This window comes from Burkholderia sp. SJZ089 (assembly GCF_007828315.1).
In the GTDB taxonomy this organism is placed as follows: Bacteria; Pseudomonadota; Gammaproteobacteria; order Burkholderiales; family Burkholderiaceae; genus Burkholderia; species Burkholderia gladioli.
The window spans coordinates 114285-132363 of sequence record NZ_VIUM01000008.1; the positions used below are offsets into that span (position 1 = coordinate 114285).

Consider the following 18079-nt stretch of genomic DNA (forward strand, 5'->3'; position numbering starts at 1 on the left):
TTACTCCACCACGCCCGCCACGCCGACGCCGAGCGCCTGCGTGATGGCCGCGCCGAGCGCCTGCACATGCGGCATGGCCACCACCGTCATGTGCGTGCCCGCCACCGGCACCCGTTGCAGGCGATCGCCGAGCAGCGGCGCCCAGCCGAGCGCGGCGTCCTCGCGCGCCTCGCCGGCCGCGGCGAACAGCGTGACCGGCGCCTGCAGCGGCTGCGGCCGGTAGCCGAGCACCGCCTGCTGGGTGGCCGCCGCGACCGCCAGGTAGCGCGACAGCAGGGCCGCGTCGAGTTCGCGCGGGATGTCCGGCGGCAGCAGCCCGTTGGCCTGGGCGAACGACAGCAGGGCCGGCAGGTCGCGCTCGGCGGCGAGCCGCTCGAAGCCTTGCTGCAGGTTCGCGTCGAGCTGCTCGGGCAGCCAGTCGCGCAGGTAGGCGATCTCGTCGAGCGTCGAGGCCTGCGCGACGGCGGCGGCAGCCGGCCGAGCCGCATCGATCAGGCCGAGGAACTGCACCTGGTCGCCGGCGGCGAGCAACTGCCGCGCGATCTCGTAGGCGACCAGCCCGCCCGCCGACCAGCCGGCGATCCGGTAGGGCCCATGCGGCTGGACCGCGCGGATCGCCGCGACGTGCGCGCCGGCCAGCGCGCCCATCTCGCGCAGCGGCGTCTCGCCCTCGCCGAAGCCCGGCGCGGCCAGGCCGTACACCGGCATGCCCGCGTCGAGCCAGGGCGCCAGGTCGTGCGCGTACTTCACGCCGCCGCCCACCGGATGCGCCAGGAACAGCGGCGTGCCGGCGCCGGTGCGCACCGGCACCAGGTTCGGATGACGCGCGGCCTGACCGTCGCGGCGCAGCGAGGCCGCGAAGCCGGCCACGGTCGGCTTGCGGAACAGGTCGCGCATGTCGATCGGCATGCCGAGCTTCTTGCGCAGTTGCGAGACCATCTGCACCGCCATCAGGGAGATGCCGCCGAGCTCGAAGAAGTGATCGTGCCGGCCCACCCGCTCGCGCGAGAGCAACTGCTGCCAGAGCGCGGCGATGGCCTGCTCGATCTCGCCGCGCGGCGTGTCGTCGCCGTCGTGCCCTGCTTCGTCCCCGGCAGGCAGGACCGGCTCGGCCTCGAGCGCCGGGTCCCGCGGCGCGGGCGCCACCAGCTCCGGCACCAGCGAGCCGATCGGCCGCCGCGGGTCGGCCGCCATCTCGGCGAGCACCTGGGCGAATCGCGCGCCGGTGCTGGCGACGAATGGCGCATCGAACAGGTCGGCGGCATAGATCAGCGCGCCGGCGATCACCTCGCCGTCGTCGGCGAGCGACAGCGTCAGGTCGAACTGGCTGGTGGTCTGCGCCTGGTCCAGCGATTCCAGCACCAGCCCCGGCAGCGCCAGGTCGGTGGCCGGCGTGTTGTTCAGGCTCAGCATGACCTGGAAGATCGGGCTGTGGGCCAGGCTGCGCGAGGGCTGCAGCGCCTCCACCACCTGCTCGAACGGCACTTCCTGGTGCGAGTAGGCGGCAGTCGCGGTGGTCCTGACCTGCTCGAGCAGCTCGGCCACGCTCATGCCGTCGCCGAAGCTCACGCGCAGCGCCAGGGTATTGACGAAGAAGCCGATCAGGCCTTCCAGGTCCGCGCGCGGGCGGTTCGCCACCGGCGAGCCGATCACCACGTCCTGCTGCCCGGCCAGGCGGCCGAGCAGGACCGACCAGCCCGCCAGCAAGGTCATGAAGACCGTCGCGCCATGGCGCTGGCCCAGCTCGCGCACCGCCGCGCTGGCCTCGGCCGACAGCGCGAAGGGCAGGCTGGCGCCGGCATAGCGCTGCACCGCCGGGCGTGCCGCGCGGGTCGGCAGCGCCAGCCGCGCCGGCGCGCCGGCCAGCTGGTCGCGCCAGAACGCCACCTGGCGGTCGAGCCCTTCCTCGCCGAGGCGCCCCTGCTGCCAGGCCGCGTAGTCGGCGTACTGCAGCGGCAGGGCCGGCAGCGGATCCGGCTGCGCGGCGAGGCGGGCGGCGTAGAGGCGGCTGACTTCCTCGACCAGCACGCCGGTCGACCAGCCGTCGGAGACGATGTGGTGCAGGGTGACCAGCAGCACATGGCTTTGCGCATCGAGCAGCAGCAGGCGGCCGCGGATCAGCGGATCGCGGGCCAGGTCGAACGGCGTGCCGGCCTCGTCGTCGCCGATCCGCGCCACCGCGGCGTCCTGCTCGCCGCGCGGCAGGCCGCGCAGGTCGTGCTCGGCCAGCGCGAAGCGCGGCTCGGCGTGGATTTGCTGCCGCGGCCGGCCGAGCTCGTCGGAGACGAAGTTGGTGCGCAGGATCTCGTGGCGCGCGATCACCGTGCGCAGGCACGCGAGCAGCGCCTCGCGGTCCAGCTCGCCGGTCAGGCGCAGCGCGACCGGCAAGTGGTAGGCCGCGCCGATCGCGTGATCGAGCGAATCGAGGAACCATAGCCGCTGCTGCGCGAACGACAGCGGCAGCGGGGCCTGGCGGTCGGCGCGCGGGATCGCCCGCAGCGGCGCCGCCGCGGCCGGGCCGCCGAGCGCCGCGAGGCTCGCGACGGTCGGCCGGGCCAGGAAGTCGCGCAGCGAGACCTTGATGCCGGCATGCTTGCGGACCCGCCCGAGCAGTTGCACCGCCATCAGCGAATGGCCGCCCAGCTCGAAGAACTGGTCGTGGCGGCCGACCCGCTCCAGGTGCAGCAGGTCCTGCCAGATCGCGGCGATCCGGGCCTCGGTCTCGTTGAGCGGCGCCTCGTACTCGCGCGTGACCACCGAGCTCGAATCGGGCTCGGGCAGGGCGCGGCGATCCAGCTTGCCGTTGGTGGTCAGCGGGAAGGCGTCGAGCACCACGAAGGCGCTCGGCACCATGTGCTCGGCCAGCGATTCGGCCAGCTTCGCGCGCAGCTCGGCGGTCGATAGCGCGCTGCCCGCCTGGCGTACCAGGTAGGCCACCAGGCGGCGCTCGCCCGGGCTGTCCTCGCGGGCGATCACCTGCACCTCGCGCACGCCCGGGTAGGCGGCGATCCGTGCCTCGATCTCGCCCAGCTCGATGCGAAAGCCGCGGATCTTGACCTGGAAGTCATTGCGGCCAAGATAGTCGAGCGTGCCGTCCGGCAGCCAGCGCCCGAGATCGCCGGTCTTGTAGAGACGCGCGCCGGGCCGCGCCGAGAAGCGGTCCTCGACGAAGCGCTCGGCGCTCAGCGCCGGCCGCTCGTGGTAGCCGCGCGCGACCTGCACGCCGCCGACGTGGATCTCGCCCACGCAGCCGACCGGCACCGGCTCGCCGTGGGCGTCCAGCAGGTAGACCTGGGTGTTGGCGATCGGCCGGCCGATGCTCGGGCGCTCGCCGAGCTCGCGGATCAGCCCGATGGTGGCGTCGACGGTCGACTCGGTCGGGCCGTACATGTTGTGGAAGCGGATCGTGTCCGAGGCGCGCAGCCGCTCCCAGGTCACGGCATTGATCGCCTCGCCGCCCAGCAGCACGCTGCCCGGCTGGTAGTCGCCCGGCTCCAGCAGGCCCGCGGCCAGCAGGCCCTCGAGCTGCGAGGGCGTGCTGTCGAAGCCGTCCACCCGATGTTGCCGCAGGAAGGCCAGCAACTCGGCGCCGCTCGCGCGGATCGCCTGCGGGATCAGCACCAGGCGGTGGCCCGAGAGCAGCTGCGAGAGCCCCTTGATCGACATGTCGAACGAGAAGGCCGCGTTCAGGGCGATGGTGGAATGGTCCGGCATGTCGGCGTAGATGCCGTGCCGCAGCACGTTCCAGAAGTTCACCACCGAGCGGTGCTCGACCATCACGCCCTTGGCCTGCCCGGTCGAGCCCGAGGTATAGATCATGTAGGCCAGGTTGCCCGGGCCGACCTCGCGCACGTCGGGATCGCGATCGGATTGCGAGCGCAGGCCGTCGGCGTGCTCGCCCTCGTCGTCGAGCAGCAGCACCGGCACGCCGGCGGTGGCGAACTGCGCCTGCAGCGCGCCTTGCGTGAGCAGCGCGATCGGCCGGCTGTCGGCCAGCATGTAGGCGATCCGCTCGTCGGGATAGGACGGATCGATCGGCACGTAGGCCGCGCCCGCCTTCAGGATGCCGAGCAGGCCGGCCACCATGTCGACGCTGCGCTCGGTGCAGATCGCGACCCGGTCGTCGGGGCGCGCGCCCAGCGCCAGCAGGCGATGCGCGACCTGGTTGGCGCGCCGGTTCAGCCCGTCGAAGCTCAGCGTGCCGTCCTCGGCCACCAGCGCGACCGCTTCCGGCGTGCGTGCCGCCTGCGCCTCGAACAGCCGGTGCAGGGTGGTCTCGCCGGAGAACTCGACGGCGGTGTCGTTGAAGCCGCGCAGCACCTGCTCACGCTCGGCCGGCGGCATCACCGCCAGGGTGCTGACCGACACCTGCGGCGCGCGTTCCAGCGCGTCGCACAGGCTGTCGAGCGCCTGGCTCATGTAGCCGCACACGCGCTGCGCGCCGAAATCGTCGAGCGCCAGCACGGTCAGGCCGAAGCCGGTGCCGAGGTCGTCGATCATGATGGTCAGCGGGTAGTTGTTGCGCGTCTCGGTATCGAGGAACTCGATGCCGTAGTCGTCGGGCAGGCCCTCGTCGCCGGTCTCCTCGTCGAGGTCGCCGCCCTGCCGGTAGTTCATCAGCGCGCTGAACAGCGGCGCCGGCGCGGCGATGCCGCTGCAGCGCTGCGCCAGCGTCAGCGGCGCGTGCTCGTGCAGCAGCAGCTCGCTCAGGCGCCGGTGAGCCTCGCGCGCGGCCTCCTCGACCGCCGGCGCGCCCACGTCGAGCCGGATCGGCAGGGTGTTGATCAGCATCCCCATCGCGCGCTCGCTGCTCGCGCTCTGCATGCCGCCCAGCAGCACGGTGCCGAACACCACGTCGTCGCGTCCCGACAGCAGGGACAGCACGCGCGCCCAGGCCAGGTGATGCAGGCTGACCGGGCTGACGCGCAGGCGCCGCGCCTGCGCGTGGATGCGCTGGCTCAGCCCGGCGTCGAGCTGCAGCTCGGCGCGATCGATGCCGTGACCGTCGCCGGAGACGTCGTGCACGCCGAACGGCAGGGTCGGTTCGTCGACCTCGCCCAGCATCTCGCGGAAGAAGCCCTCGTGGTCATGCTGCGAGGCGCTCGACTGGACCTGGGCGACATAGTCGCGATAGGGCACCGGCGCCGGCAGGCTGTCGACCTCGTCGCACAGATGCGCGAGGATCTCGGCGCGGATCAGCCGCATCGACGAGGCGTCGTCGATCAGGTGATGGAACAGCAGCGCGGCGACCCAGCGGCCGTTGGCGGGATCCTCGGCGAACGCCAGGTGCATCATCGGCGCGCGGCGCAGGTCGAGCCGGTAGCGGCGCGGGTCGAAGCGCTGCTCGATCTGTTCGATGACCGGGCCGCCGGCCGGATCGGGCACGACCTGCTCGACCGTCAGCGGCGCGTCGCGCCAGACCACCTGCACCGGCGCGTCGAGATCCTCCCAGACGGTGGCGGTGCGCAGGATGTCGTGACGGCGGATCACCTGCTGCAGCGCGGCCACGAAGCCGTCGAGCTGCTCGCGGCTGCGCGCCGTGAACAGGCTGCGCAGCAGGTAGGGGTCGCCGTTGCGCTCCAGCGTGAGCAGGTGGTGGAACAGGATGCCTTCCTGCATCGGCGTGAGCGGGTAGATGTCCTGCAGGTTGGCCGCGCCGCCCGGCACGGTCCGCACGATCTGCCCGATCTGGTCCTGCGTGAGCCGCACCAGCGGCAGCATGTCCGGCGTGATGGTGCCGCCGTCCGCCGCCAGGCGGTAGTCGGGCGCCGCGGCCAGCTCGCGCGGCGCGGCGCTGACCGCGGCGGCCAGCGCCGCCAGCGTCTGCGCGTTGAACAGCGCGCGCACGTCGGTATGCAGGCCGGCCTGGCGCATCCGCTCGATCACGTTGATCGCCAGCAGGGAGTGGCCGCCCAGCGCGAAGAAGTTGTCGTTGCGGCCGACCTGCTCGAGCTGCAGCAGCTCGCACCAGATCGCCGCCAGGGCGATCTCGGTGTCGCCGCGCGGCGCCTCGTAGACGCCCGCGGCATAGGCGGCGGCGTCGGGCGCCGGCAAGGCGCGCCGGTCGAGCTTGCCGTTCGCCGTGAGCGGCAGCGTGTCGAGCCTGACGTAGGCCGAGGGCACCATGAAGTCCGGCAGCACCGTGCCCGCGTAGGCGCGCAGCCGTTCGGCGTCGGGCGCGGCGGCCGGCTCGGCCAGATCCTCGCGCACCGTGTAGTAGGCCACCAGCTGGCGACTGCCGGCGGCATCCTCGCGCGCCAGCACCACCGTGTGGTGCACGCCCTCGTGCTGGGCCAGGCGCGCCTCGATCTCGCCGAGCTCGATACGGAAACCGCGCAGCTTGACCTGCTCGTCGTTGCGGCCCAGGTATTCGAGCTGGCCGTCGGGCAGGTAGCGCGCCAGGTCGCCGGTGCGGTACAGCCGGGCGCCGGGACGGTCGCTGAACGGATCGGCGACGAAGCGCTCCTCGGTCAGTTGCGGCCGGTTCAGGTAGCCGCGCGTGACGCCGGCACCGCCGATCCACATCTCGCCGGTCACGCCCACCGGCACCGGGTTGCGATGCCGGTCGAGCACGTAGGCCGACAGGTCGGCCAGCGGCCGGCCGATGCACAGCGGCGTCGCGCTCGCGCCGTTCAGGGCCATGTAGGTGACGTGGACGGTGGTTTCCGTGATGCCGTACATGTTGACCAGCCGGGTGTCGCGATTGCGCGCGTCCTGGTTCCAGGGCGCCAGCATCGCGACCTCGAGCGCTTCCCCGCCGAAGATCACGTGGCGCAGGCCATGCGCGAGCCCGCTCGCGCCCTGCGCGGCGATCAGCTGGCGGAACGCGCTCGGCGTCTGGTTCAGCACCGTCACCCGTTCGCGGCACAGCAGCGCGTGGAAGTCCTCGGGCGAGCGGCTGATCGCGTGCGGCACCACCACCAGGCGCGCGCCATGGGTGAGCGCGCCCCAGATCTCCCACACCGAGAAGTCGAAGGCGAACGAGTGGAACAGGGTCCAGACGTCGTCGCGGCCGAAGCCGAAGGACACGCGGGTCGAATCGAACAGGCGCGTGACGTTGCGGTGCTCGACCATCACGCCCTTGGGCGTGCCGGTCGAACCCGAGGTGTAGATCACGTAGGCGAGGTCGGAAGGCGCGACCGGCACGTCCGGGTTCTGCTCGGAATAGGCCGCGAGGCTCTCGGGCGCGTCGAGCAGCAGCACGGCGGCGTCGTTGGCCGGCAGCGAGCCGGCCAGCTCGCGCTGGGTCAGCAGGGCCACCGGCGCGCTGTCGCCGAGCATGTGCTCGAGGCGCGCGGCCGGGTAGGCCGGATCGAGCGGCACGTAGGCGGCGCCGGCCTTGAGGATGCCGAGCAGGCCGACGATCATGTCCAGCCCGCGCTCGACGCAGATCGCCACGCGCTGGTCGGCGCCCACGCCGCGTTCCAGCAGCGCATGGGCGACGCGGTTGGCGCGGCGGTTCAGGGCGTCGTAGCTGAGCGAGTGCTCGCCGTGGGTCACCGCGAGCGCCTCCGGTGCCTGCCGCGCCTGCTGTTCGAACAGCGCGTGGATGGTCAGGTCGGTGGGGTAGTCGGCCAGCGCGGCATTGAGTTCGAGCACCTGCTCGCGCCCGGCCGCGTCGAGCAGCGGCAGGGTGCTGACGCGCTGGCCGGCATCGGCCGCCATCGCGGCCAGCAGGGTCTGCAGGCAGGCGACGATGCGCTCGGCGGTGCTCGCGTCGAACAGCTCGCTCGCGTATTCGAGCTCGCCCGAGATCAGGCCGTCTTCCTCGACCAGCAGCAGCGACAGGTCGAACTGCGTGCTCAGGCGGGCCTCGGGCAGCGTGTCCAGCTGCAGCCCCGGCAGCTCGAGCGCGCGCGAAGGCGTGTTGTTCAGCGAGATCATGGCCTGGAAGATCGGGCTGTGGCTCAGGCTGCGCGGCGGCTGCACGGCCTCCACCACCTGCTCGAAGGGCAGGTCCTGGTTCGCGTAGGCGGCCAGCGCGCTGGCCTTGACCTGGCGCAGCAGGCCCGCGACGTCGGGATCCTCGTCGATGCGCACGCGCAGCGCCAGGGTATTGACGAAGAAGCCGATCAGCGGCTCCAGCTCGGCGCGCCGGCGGTTCGCCACCGGCGTGCCGACCACCACGTCGTCCTGGCCCGAGAGGCGGCCCAGCAGGCTGGCCCAGCCCGCCAGCAGGGTCATGAAGAGGGTGGTGCCGTGCTGCTGGCTCAACTGCCGCAGCGCGTCGCCGAGCGGCCGCGGGAAGGTGAAGGCCAGGCTGCGGCCCGCGTAGCGCTGCACGGCGGGGCGCGGGCGATCGGTGGGCAGCTCCAGCAGGGCGGGCGCGCCCTGCAGGTGGCCGCGCCAGAACGCGACCTGCCCGGCGAGCGCGTCGCCGCGCAGCCAGTCGCGCTGCCAGGCGGCGTAGTCCGCGTACTGGATCGGCAGCGCGGGCAGCGGGTCGGGCCGTTGCTGGCGGAACGCGTCGTACAGCGCGGCGAGTTCCTCCACCAGCACGCCGATCGACCAGCCGTCCGAGACGATGTGGTGCTGCGTGATCAGCAGGACATGCTGCTCGGCGCCGAGCGCGAGCAGGCGCCCGCGGATCAGCGGGCCGGCGGCCAGGTCGAAGGGCGCGGCGGCTTCGGCTTCGCCCAGGCGCGCGACGCTCGCCTGCTGCTCGCCGGCGGGAAGTTCGCGCAGGTCCTGCTCGACCAGCGCGAAGCCGGCCGAGGCATCGGCGATGCGCTGGAACGGCTGGCCCTTGGCGGTCGCGAAGGTGGTGCGCAGGATCTCGTGGCGCGCGACGATGCGATCGAGCGCGGCGCGCAGCGCGGCCCGGTCCAGCGCGCCCGTCAGGCGCAGCGCGACCGGCATGTGATAGGCCGCGCCGGCGGCGCGGTCGAGCGTGTCGAGGAACCACAGCCGCTGCTGCGAGAAGGACAGCGCCAGCGGCTGGGCCGAGCGCGGCAGGGCCACGATCGGCGGCAGCTCGGGGCCGGCCTCGCCCTGCGCGATCTGCGCGGCGAGATCGGCCAGCACCGGGCGCGCGAACAGGTCGCGCAGCGAGACCTCCACGCCGAACTGCTTGCGCACGCGCGAGCCGAGCTGCACGGCCAGCAGCGAGTGGCCGCCGAGGTCGAAGAAGCCGTCATGGCGGCCGACCCGCTCGAGGCCGAGCAGTTCCTGCCAGATCGCGGCCAGTGCCTGCTCGGTCTCGCCCAGCGGCGCCTCGTAGGCCTGGCGCACCACCGCGGCCGCGTCGGGGGCGGGCAGCGCGCGGCGGTCGAGCTTGCCGTTGGGGGTGAGCGGGAAGCTGTCCAGCACCATGAAGGCGTTCGGCACCATGTACTCGGGCAGCGAGGCCTGCAGGTGCTGGCGCAGCAGGCCCGGCGACAGCTTCGCCTGCACGGGGATCTCGCCGTCGGCGAACAGGCGCGCGTAGAACGGCGAGGCGCGGAATTCGGCGGTGCGATGCGGCATGGCATGGCGGATCGCCAGCTCGCTGCCGTCCACGCGGCGCAGCACCGCGTCGAGATGGAAGTCGGGGTTCAGCCCGTTGGGGTCCAGGCTGCGCGTGATGCGGCCTTCCAGCACGTCGCCGGCCTGCACCGCCAGGCCTTCCGGGAAGGCCGGGAAATAGACCGGCAGCCAGCTGCCCTGGTCGGCCAGCGTGTCGAGCGTGTTGTCGGCATCGACGAACAGCAGCATCCAGACCACGAAGCCCGTCATGCGCCCGCCCTTCTCGAAGCGCAGGCTGATCGCGTGCGTCGTTTCCGGCTCCATGTGGCGCGTGTAGTCGAGGTCCTCGAAGGCGTCCTCGCTGCTGAGGATCGCGCTGGCCGGCAGGTCCTTGACGCAGATCCGCAGGTCGAACGGCGAGCCGGTCTCCTCGAAGATCTTGCGCACGTAGTGGCCGGTGGTCTCGGTGAAGGCGTAGTCGAACAGGTCCTCGGTCAGCGAGACGGCGACGATCTTGGTCAGGCTGCGCTCGGGGATCATGTGCGCGCCGTCCTTGAGGAAGCGCCGCGCGTTGTTGATGATCACCGCCGAGCCCTCGCTGCCGGCGATGTTGCCGATGATCTCGGAGATGCAGTAGTCGACCGGCTCGGGCAGCTCGATGCGGGTCGCGTCGCCGTGCAGCACGACGATGCGGTCCTCCAGGCCCAGCGAGCGCACCTTCTCGCGCGCGGCCAGGTAGCTGCGTTCGAGCAGCTCGATCGCGTAGACCTTGCGCGCGCCCGCGTCGATCGCCATGCGCGAGAGCACCGCGTGCGGGCCCGGCCCGATCTCGACCACGGTCTTGCCGGGCAGGTGGCGCGCGAAGGCGTTCGCGTAGCAGCGGTTGCGCGTGGTGTGGTTCGCCATCGCGTGGTACAGCAGCGCGTCGTAGACGTAGAACTCCGATACCGAGGGCCACAGCTCGACGCGGTCGGTGGCGGTCACGTAGGCGGCCAGGCGCGGGTCGCCCGGCGCGTCCTCGCGCGCCATCACGATCGCGTCCTTGACCTGCGGGTGCAGGCGCAGGCGCGCCTCGACCTCGGCCGGCTCGATGCGAAAGCCGCGCAGCTTGACCTGGGTGTCGTTGCGGCCCAGGTATTCGATGCTGCCGTCGGGCAGCCAGCGGCCCAGGTCGCCGGTGCGGTACAGGCGCGCTTGCGCCGCGCCGCTGAACGGATCCTCGACGAAGCGCTCGCGCGTCATCTCGGGCAGGTTCAGGTAGCCGCGCGCCAGGCCGATGCCGCCGATGTGGATCTCGCCGGCCACGCCGATCGGCACCGGCTGGCCCAGCTCGTCGAGCAGGTGGATGCGCACGTTGTCCATCGGTGCGCCGATCGGCACCGCGCCGTCGGTCTCGCCGGGCTCGCAGACCTGCATGCTGGCGCAGACCGTCGCCTCGGTCGGGCCGTAGGCGTTGATCATGCGCCGGCCCTTCGCCCAGCGCCTCACCAGGGCGGCCGGGCAGGCCTCGCCGGCCACCGCCAGGGTGCGCAGCGCGCGCAGCGCCTCGCTGTCGGCATGGGGCGCGAGGATGCCGGCGGCCACCGGCGGCAGCGTGACGTGGGTGATCGCGTGCGAGGACAGCGTGGCCAGCAGCGGCTCGCCCGGCAGCAGGGCTTCGCGCGAGGCCAGGTAGAGGGTGGCGCCGCGGCACAGCGCCATGGCGATCTCGGAGATGCAGGCGTCGAAGCTGAACGAGGCGAACTGCAGCACGCGGCTGTCGGGCTGCACGTCGAACACGCGGATCTGCGCCTGGGCGAGGTTCGACAGGCCCTTGTGCTCGACCATCACGCCCTTGGGCGTGCCGGTGGAACCGGAGGTGTAGATCACGTAGGCCAGGCTCGCGGCGTCGATCGGCAGCTCGGGGTCGTGCTCGGGCAAGCCCTCGAAGCCGCCGTCGTCGAGCAGCAGCACGGGCGCCTCGCCCACCGGCAGCGTGCCGGCCAGCGGCGCCAGCGCCTGCTGGCTCAACAGCGCCACCGGCGCGCTGTCGCGCACCATGTGCTCGAGCCGCGCGGCCGGATAGGCCGGGTCGAGCGGCACGTAGGCGGCGCCGGCCTTGAGGATGCCGAGCAGGCCCGCCACCATGTCGAGGCCGCGCTCGACGCAGATCGCCACGCGCTGGTCGGCGCGCACGCCGCGCTCGATCAGCGCATGGGCGATGCGGTTGGCGCGGCGGTTCAGGGCGTCGTAGTCCAGCACCTGGGTGCCGAACACGGCGGCCGGCGCGGTGGGCTGGCTGCGGGCCAGGGCCTCGAACTGCTGGTGGATCAGCGCTTGCGGATAGGGCGTGGCGTTCGCGTTGAAGTCGACCAGCACCTGGCGGCGCTGGGCCTCGTCGAGCAGCGGCAGGGCGCTGACGCGCCGCGTCGGGTCGGCGGCCATCGCGGCCAGCAGGATCTGCAGGCTCTGGGCGAGGCGTTCGATGGTGGCCGCGTCGAACAGGTCGCTGGAGTAGCTGATGCTGCCGCCGATGCGCTGGTCGTCGTCGCTGAGCAGCAGCGCCAGGTCGAAGGTGGCGGTCGAGCCGGTTTCGGCGAGGGTCTGCACGTCCAGGCCGGCCAGGCTCACGGTGCGGTCGGCCGGGGTGTTCTCGAGCGTGATGCCGACCTGGAAGATCGGGCTGTGGCTGAGGCTGCGGGTGGGCGCCAGCGCTTCCACCACCTGCTCGAAGGGCAGGTCCTGGTGCGCGTAGGCGTCCAGCGCGATCTTGCGCACGCGCTGCAGCAGGGTGGCCACGTCGGGATCGTCGCTGGTATCGACGCGCAGCGCGAGGGTGTTGACGAAGAAGCCGATCAGCGATTCGAACTCGCTGCGCTGGCGGTTCGCCACCGGCGTGCCGATCACGATCTCGCGGGTGCGGCTGATGCGCGAGAGCAGCACGGCCCAGCCCGCGAACAGGGTCATGAACAGGGTGGTGCCCTGCTGCTGGCTCAGGCGGCGCAGCGCGTCGCCGAGCGCGCCCGAAAAGCCGAGCGGCACGTTGCCGCCGGCATAGCGCTGCACGGCCGGGCGCGGCCGGTCGGTGGGCAGCGCCAGCAGGGCCGGCGCGCCCTTCAGGTGATCGGTCCAGAACGCCACCTGGCGGCGCAAGGTCTCGCCCTGCAGCCAGCCGCGCTGCCAGGCCGCGTAGTCGGCGTATTGCAGCGCCAGCGGCGGCAGCGGGTCGGGCTGCTGCTGGCGGAAGGCCTCGTAGAGCACGGTGATTTCCTCGACCAGCAGGCCCAGCGACCAGCCGTCCGAGACGATGTGATGCTGCGTGATCAGCAGGATGTGCTGCTCGGCGCCGAGCCGCAGCAGCTGGCCGCGAATCAGCGGGCCCTGCTCCAGGTCGAAGGGCGCGGCGGCCTCGGCCTCGCGGATCCGCGCCACGGCCGCTTCCTGCTCGGCGGCGGGCAGCTCGCCCAGGTCCTGCTCGAGCAGCGCGAAACCGGCCTCGGCGTCGGCGATGCGCTGGAACGGCTCGCCCTGCTCGGTGGCGAAGCGGGTGCGCAGCACTTCGTGGCGCGCCACCACGCGGTCCAGCGCGGCGCGCAGGGCGGCGCGGTCGAGCGCGCCGGTCAGGCGCAGCGCGGTCGGCACGTGGTAGGCGGCGCCGGCGGCCTGGTCCAGCGTGTCGAGGAACCACAGGCGCTGCTGGGCGAACGACAGCGGCAGGCTGGCGGAGCGATCCGCGCGCGCGATCGGCTGGCGCGCCTCGCCGGCCGGCCGCGCGTCGCCGCGCTGGCGCAACCGTTGCAGGAGGAGAGCACGCTTCAGTTGTTCGACATCGGGACTACGTTTATTCACTTTGCGCATCCTTTAATTGAGCCAGCAATTCGCTTTCGGACAGGTTGCCCAACTCCAGTTCCAGGTCTTGCAGATCGTCGGCCGCGTACAGGACCAGCAGCAGCGAGGTCACCGTATCGGCGAGCTGGCCGAGCGTGGGGTGTTCGAACAGCGCGTTGAGCGAGACCTCGACGCCGAACTGCTCGTCGAGGCGGATCACCAGTTGCACGGCCAGCAGCGAATGGCCGCCGAGATCGAAGAAGCTGTCGTGACGGCCGATCCGTTCGGTGCCGAGCAGCTCGCGCCAGATCTGCGCGATCTCCTCCTCCACCTCGCCGATCGGCGCTTCGTGGTCCTGCGCCAGCGCGATGCCCGCGTCGGGCGCCGGCAGGGCCTGGCGGTCGAGCTTGCCGTTCGGCGTGAGCGGCAGCGCCGCGAGGATCACGAAGGCGTCGGGGATCATGTAGCCGGCCAGGCGCTCGGACAGCTCGCCCTGCAGGCCGGCCGCGCTCGGCTGGGCGCCGTCCTGCGGCACCACGTAGGCGACCAGGCGCTTGGCGCCGTCGGCCTCGGTGAGCGCGATCACGGCCGCCTCGCGCACGCCCTCGCATTCGGCCAGGCGGGCCTCGACCTCGCCGAGCTCGATGCGGAAGCCGCGGATCTTGACCTGGAAGTCGTTGCGGCCGAGGTATTCGAGGCTGCCGTCGGGCAGCCAGCGTGCGAGATCGCCGGTCTTGTAGAGCCGCTCGCCGGGGCGCTGGCTGAACGGGTCGCGGATGAAGCGCTGGGCGGTGAGCTCGTCGCGGTTGAGGTAGCCGCGGGTGACGCCGTCGCCGCCGATGTGCAGCTCGCCGGAGACGCCTTGGGGGACCGGCTGGAGATGCTCGTCGAGCAGGTAGATGCGGGTATTGGCGAGCGGCTTGCCGATGGTGGCGATGCCCATGCCGCGCTGCCGGGCCTCGTCGAAACCGACGTAGGCGGCGGTGCAGGAGACGGTGGTCTCGGTGGGTCCGTAGGTGTTGACCAGGCGGGTGTGCTCGGGGCGGAAGCGATCCCAGAGTTCGAGCTTCTGGGTGGAGAGCGCGTCGCCGGTGACATTGACGAGGCGCACGCTGTCCAGCAGCTCGCGCGCCTTGGCCGGCTGGCGATCCCATTCGGCGACCAGGGTATGCCAGTGCGCGGCGGTGAGATGGACCACGCTGGGCGGCCGCGATCCGGAAGCGCCGGCACCGAAGATCTGGGTGGCGGGCATCAGGGTGGCGCCGCCGAGCAGGGCGGGGAAGATCTCCTCGGCGGAGAGGTCGAAGTTCAGCGAGTTCTGCTGGAGGACGACGTCCTCGGGGGTGATGGCGAACAGGCGTATCGCGTCGACGGTGTAGTTGACGAGGTTGCGGTGCTCGACCATCACGCCCTTGGGCAGGCCGGTGGAGCCGGAGGTGTAGATCACGTAGACCAGGTTGCCGGGCGTGACCTGGGTGACGGGGTCCTGCTCGGGGAAGCGGGCGAAGTGCGCTTCGTCGTCGAGCAGCAGGGTGGGCGCGTCGAGGGCGGGCAGCTTGTCGGCGAGCGCGGCCTGGGTGAGCAGGGCGACGGGAGCGCTGTCGCGCAGCATGTGCTCGATGCGGGCGGGCGGGTAGGCGGGATCGAGCGGCACATAGGCGGCGCCGGCCTTGAGGACGCCGAGCAGGCCGGCGACGGTATCGATGCCGCGCTCGGCGCTGATGGCCACGCGCTGGTCGGGTCGCACGCCGATCTCGATCAGGGCGTGGGCGATGCGATTGGCGCGGCGGTTGAGGGCGTCGTAGCTGATCTCGTGCTGGCCGTGTGCGACGGCGATCGCCTCGGGTCGGCTGGCGACCACGGCCTCGAACAGTTGATGGACGGTGCGCTCGGCGGGCCAGGGTGCCTCGCTGCGATTGAAGTCGACCAGCACCTGTTGCCGCTCGGCCTCGTCGAGTATCGCGATGCCGCCGATCTCGCGGCCCGGCGCGGCCACCATGCCCTCCAGCACGCGCAGCAGGTAGGCCGTGTAGCGGAGCATGGTCGCGCGATCGAACAGCGCGGTGGCGTATTCGAGCGTGCCGACGATCTCGCCGTCCACTTCCTCCAGGTCCAGCGAGAGATCGAACATCGCGGTGCGTTGCGGCGGTTCGATCGACTGCAGCGCCACGCCGCCCAGGTCGAGCTCGACCGTGTCGGTGCCCTGCCAGGCGAACATGGCCTGGAACACCGGGCTGTGCGCGAGGCTGCGCTCGGGCTTGAGCAGTTCCACCACCTGCTCGAAGGGCAGGTCCTGGTTCGACTGCGCGTCGATGGTCTGCTGGCGCACGCGCTGCAGCAACTGCGAGCTGCTCGGATGGCCCGACAGGTCGACGCGCAGCGCCAGCGTGTTGACGAAGAAGCCGATCAGCCCCTCCACGCCGGCATGCGTGCGGTTGGCCACCGGCGAGCCGATCACCACCTCGTCCTGGCCGGCCAGGCGCGAGAGCACGCTGGCCCAGGCCGCGAGCAGCGTCATGTAGAGCGTGGTGCCCTCGCGCTTGCCGAGCGATTTCAGCGCGGCGCTGAGCGGCTTGCCCAGCGCGAGCGGCACCGTGCTGCCGGCATGGTCCTGCTGCGCCGGGCGGGGCCGGTCGGTCGGCAGCGTCAGCAGGCCCGGCGCATCGGCCAGGGCGCGCCGCCAGTAGGCGGCCTGCTCCTGCATCACCGGGCCCTCGAGCCAGCGGCGCTGCCAGGCGGCGTAATCGGCGTATTGCAGGACCGGCACCGGCAGCGGGTCGGCCTGTCGCGCCAGGAAGGCGCGGTAGAGCGCGCCGAGTTCGCGGCTGAGCACGCCCATCGACCAGCCGTCGCTGACGATGTGGTGCATGGTGACCAGCAGCACGTGCTCGGCCTCGGCCAGCCGGAACAGTTCGGCGCGTACCAGCGGACCCTGTTCGAGATCGAAGGGCTGGTGCGCGGCCTGGTCGAGCCGGGCTTCGAGCTGCTCGCTCGCCTGCTCGGCGGCCAGGTCGCTGAACGCGATCGGCAGGCCGCCGCCGGGCGCGCCGATCCGCTGCACGACCTGCTTGCCTTCGCGCACGAAGGTGGTGCGCAGGGCTTCGTGGCGCTCCACGATCCGGTCCAGCGAGGCCTGCAGCGCGGCGCGATCGAGCGTGCCGCTCAGGCGCAGCGCGGCCGGCATGTGATAGGCGCTGCTCACGCCGTCCATCTGCGCGAGGAACCACAGCCGCTGCTGGGCGAACGACAGCGGCAGCGCGCCGTCGCGGCCGATCGGCTCGATCGGCGGCAGCGTGCTGGCCGCCGCGCGCGACACGGCCCGCGCCAGCTCGGCCAGGCGCGGATGCGCGAACAGGTCGGCCAGCCCCAGTTCGACGCCGGTGGCGAGGCGGACCTGCGAGATCAGCTTGACCGCCAGCAGCGAGTGGCCGCCGAGTTCGAAGAAGTCGTCGTGGCGGCCGACGCGTTCGAGACCGAGCAGGTCCTGCCAGATCGCGGCCAGCCCCGGCTCGACGTCGCCGCAAGGCGCTTCGTAGGCGAGGCCCGTGGCGGCGCTGCTGTCGGGCGCGGGCAGCGCGCTGCGATCGAGCTTGCCGTTCGGCGTGAGCGGGAAGGCGTCGAGCAAGACGAAGGCCGAGGGAATCATGTGGGCGGCCAGTTGCGCGCCCAGCTCCGTTTGCAGATCGGCCACGCCCGGCTGGGCGCCGTCCTGCGGCACCACGTAGGCGACCAGGCGCTTGGCGCCGTCGGCCTCGGTGAGCGCGATCACGGCCGCCTCGCGCACGCCCTCGCATTCGGCCAGGCGGGCCTCGACCTCGCCGAGCTCGATGCGGAAGCCGCGGATCTTGACCTGGAAGTCGTTGCGGCCGAGGTATTCGAGGCTGCCGTCGGGCAGCCAGCGTGCGAGATCGCCGGTCTTGTAGAGCCGCTCGCCGGGGCGCTGGCTGAACGGGTCGCGGATAAAGCGCTGGGCGGTGAGCTCGTCGCGGTTGAGGTAGCCGCGGGTGACGCCGTCGCCGCCGATGTGCAGCTCGCCGGAGACGCCTTGGGGGACCGGCTGGAGATGTTCGTCGAGCAGGTAGATGCGGGTATTGGCGAGCGGCTTGCCGATGGTGGCGATGCCCATGCCGCGCTGCCGGGCCTCGTCGAAGCCGACGTAGGCGGCGGTGCAGGAGACGGTGGTCTCGGTGGGTCCGTAGGTGTTGACCAGGCGGGTGTGCTCGGGGCGGAAGCGATCCCAGAGTTCGAGCTTCTGGGTGGAGAGCGCGTCGCCGGTGACATTGACGAGGCGCACGCTGTCGAGCAGCTCGCGCGCCTTGGCCGGCTGGCGATCCCATTCGGCGACCAGGGTATGCCAGTGCGCGGCGGTGAGATGGACCACGCTGGGCGGCCGCGATCCGGAAGCGCCGGCACCGAAGATCTGGGTGGCGGGCATCAGGGTGGCGCCGCCGAGCAGGGCGGGGAAGATCTCCTCGGCGGAAAGGTCGAAGTTCAGCGAGTTCTGCTGGAGGACGACGTCCTCGGGAGTGATGGCGAACAGGCGTATCGCGTCGACGGTGTAGTTGACGAGGTTGCGGTGCTCGACCATCACGCCCTTGGGCAGGCCGGTGGAGCCGGAGGTGTAGATCACGTAGACCAGGTTGCCGGGCGTGACCTCGGTGACGGGGTCCTGCTCGGGGAAGCGGGCGAAGTGCGCCTCGTCATCGAGCAGCAGGGTGGGCGCGTCGAGGGCGGGCAGCTTGTCGGCGAGCGCGGCCTGGGTGAGCAGGGCGACGGGAGCGCTGTCGCGCAGCATGTGCTCGATGCGGGCGGCCGGGTAGGCGGGATC

General features: G+C 72.1%; 2 protein-coding genes (1 of these 2 running past the window's edge). Both read right to left on the minus strand.

Annotated elements, in window-relative coordinates:
* Complete coding sequence (locus FB600_RS16765; RefSeq protein ID WP_186467865.1) at positions 1 to 13272, minus strand: non-ribosomal peptide synthetase; 13272 nt, start codon at positions 13270 to 13272, stop codon at positions 1 to 3.
* Positions 13265 to 18079 carry the 3' portion of a non-ribosomal peptide synthase/polyketide synthase gene (locus tag FB600_RS16770; RefSeq protein WP_145757105.1) on the minus strand. Its footprint extends 11403 nt past the window's final position, so only the last 4815 of its 16218 coding nucleotides appear in the window; its start codon lies beyond the right edge, outside the window; its stop codon occupies positions 13265 to 13267. Before FB600_RS16770 ends, FB600_RS16765 begins: the two co-directional genes overlap by 8 nt.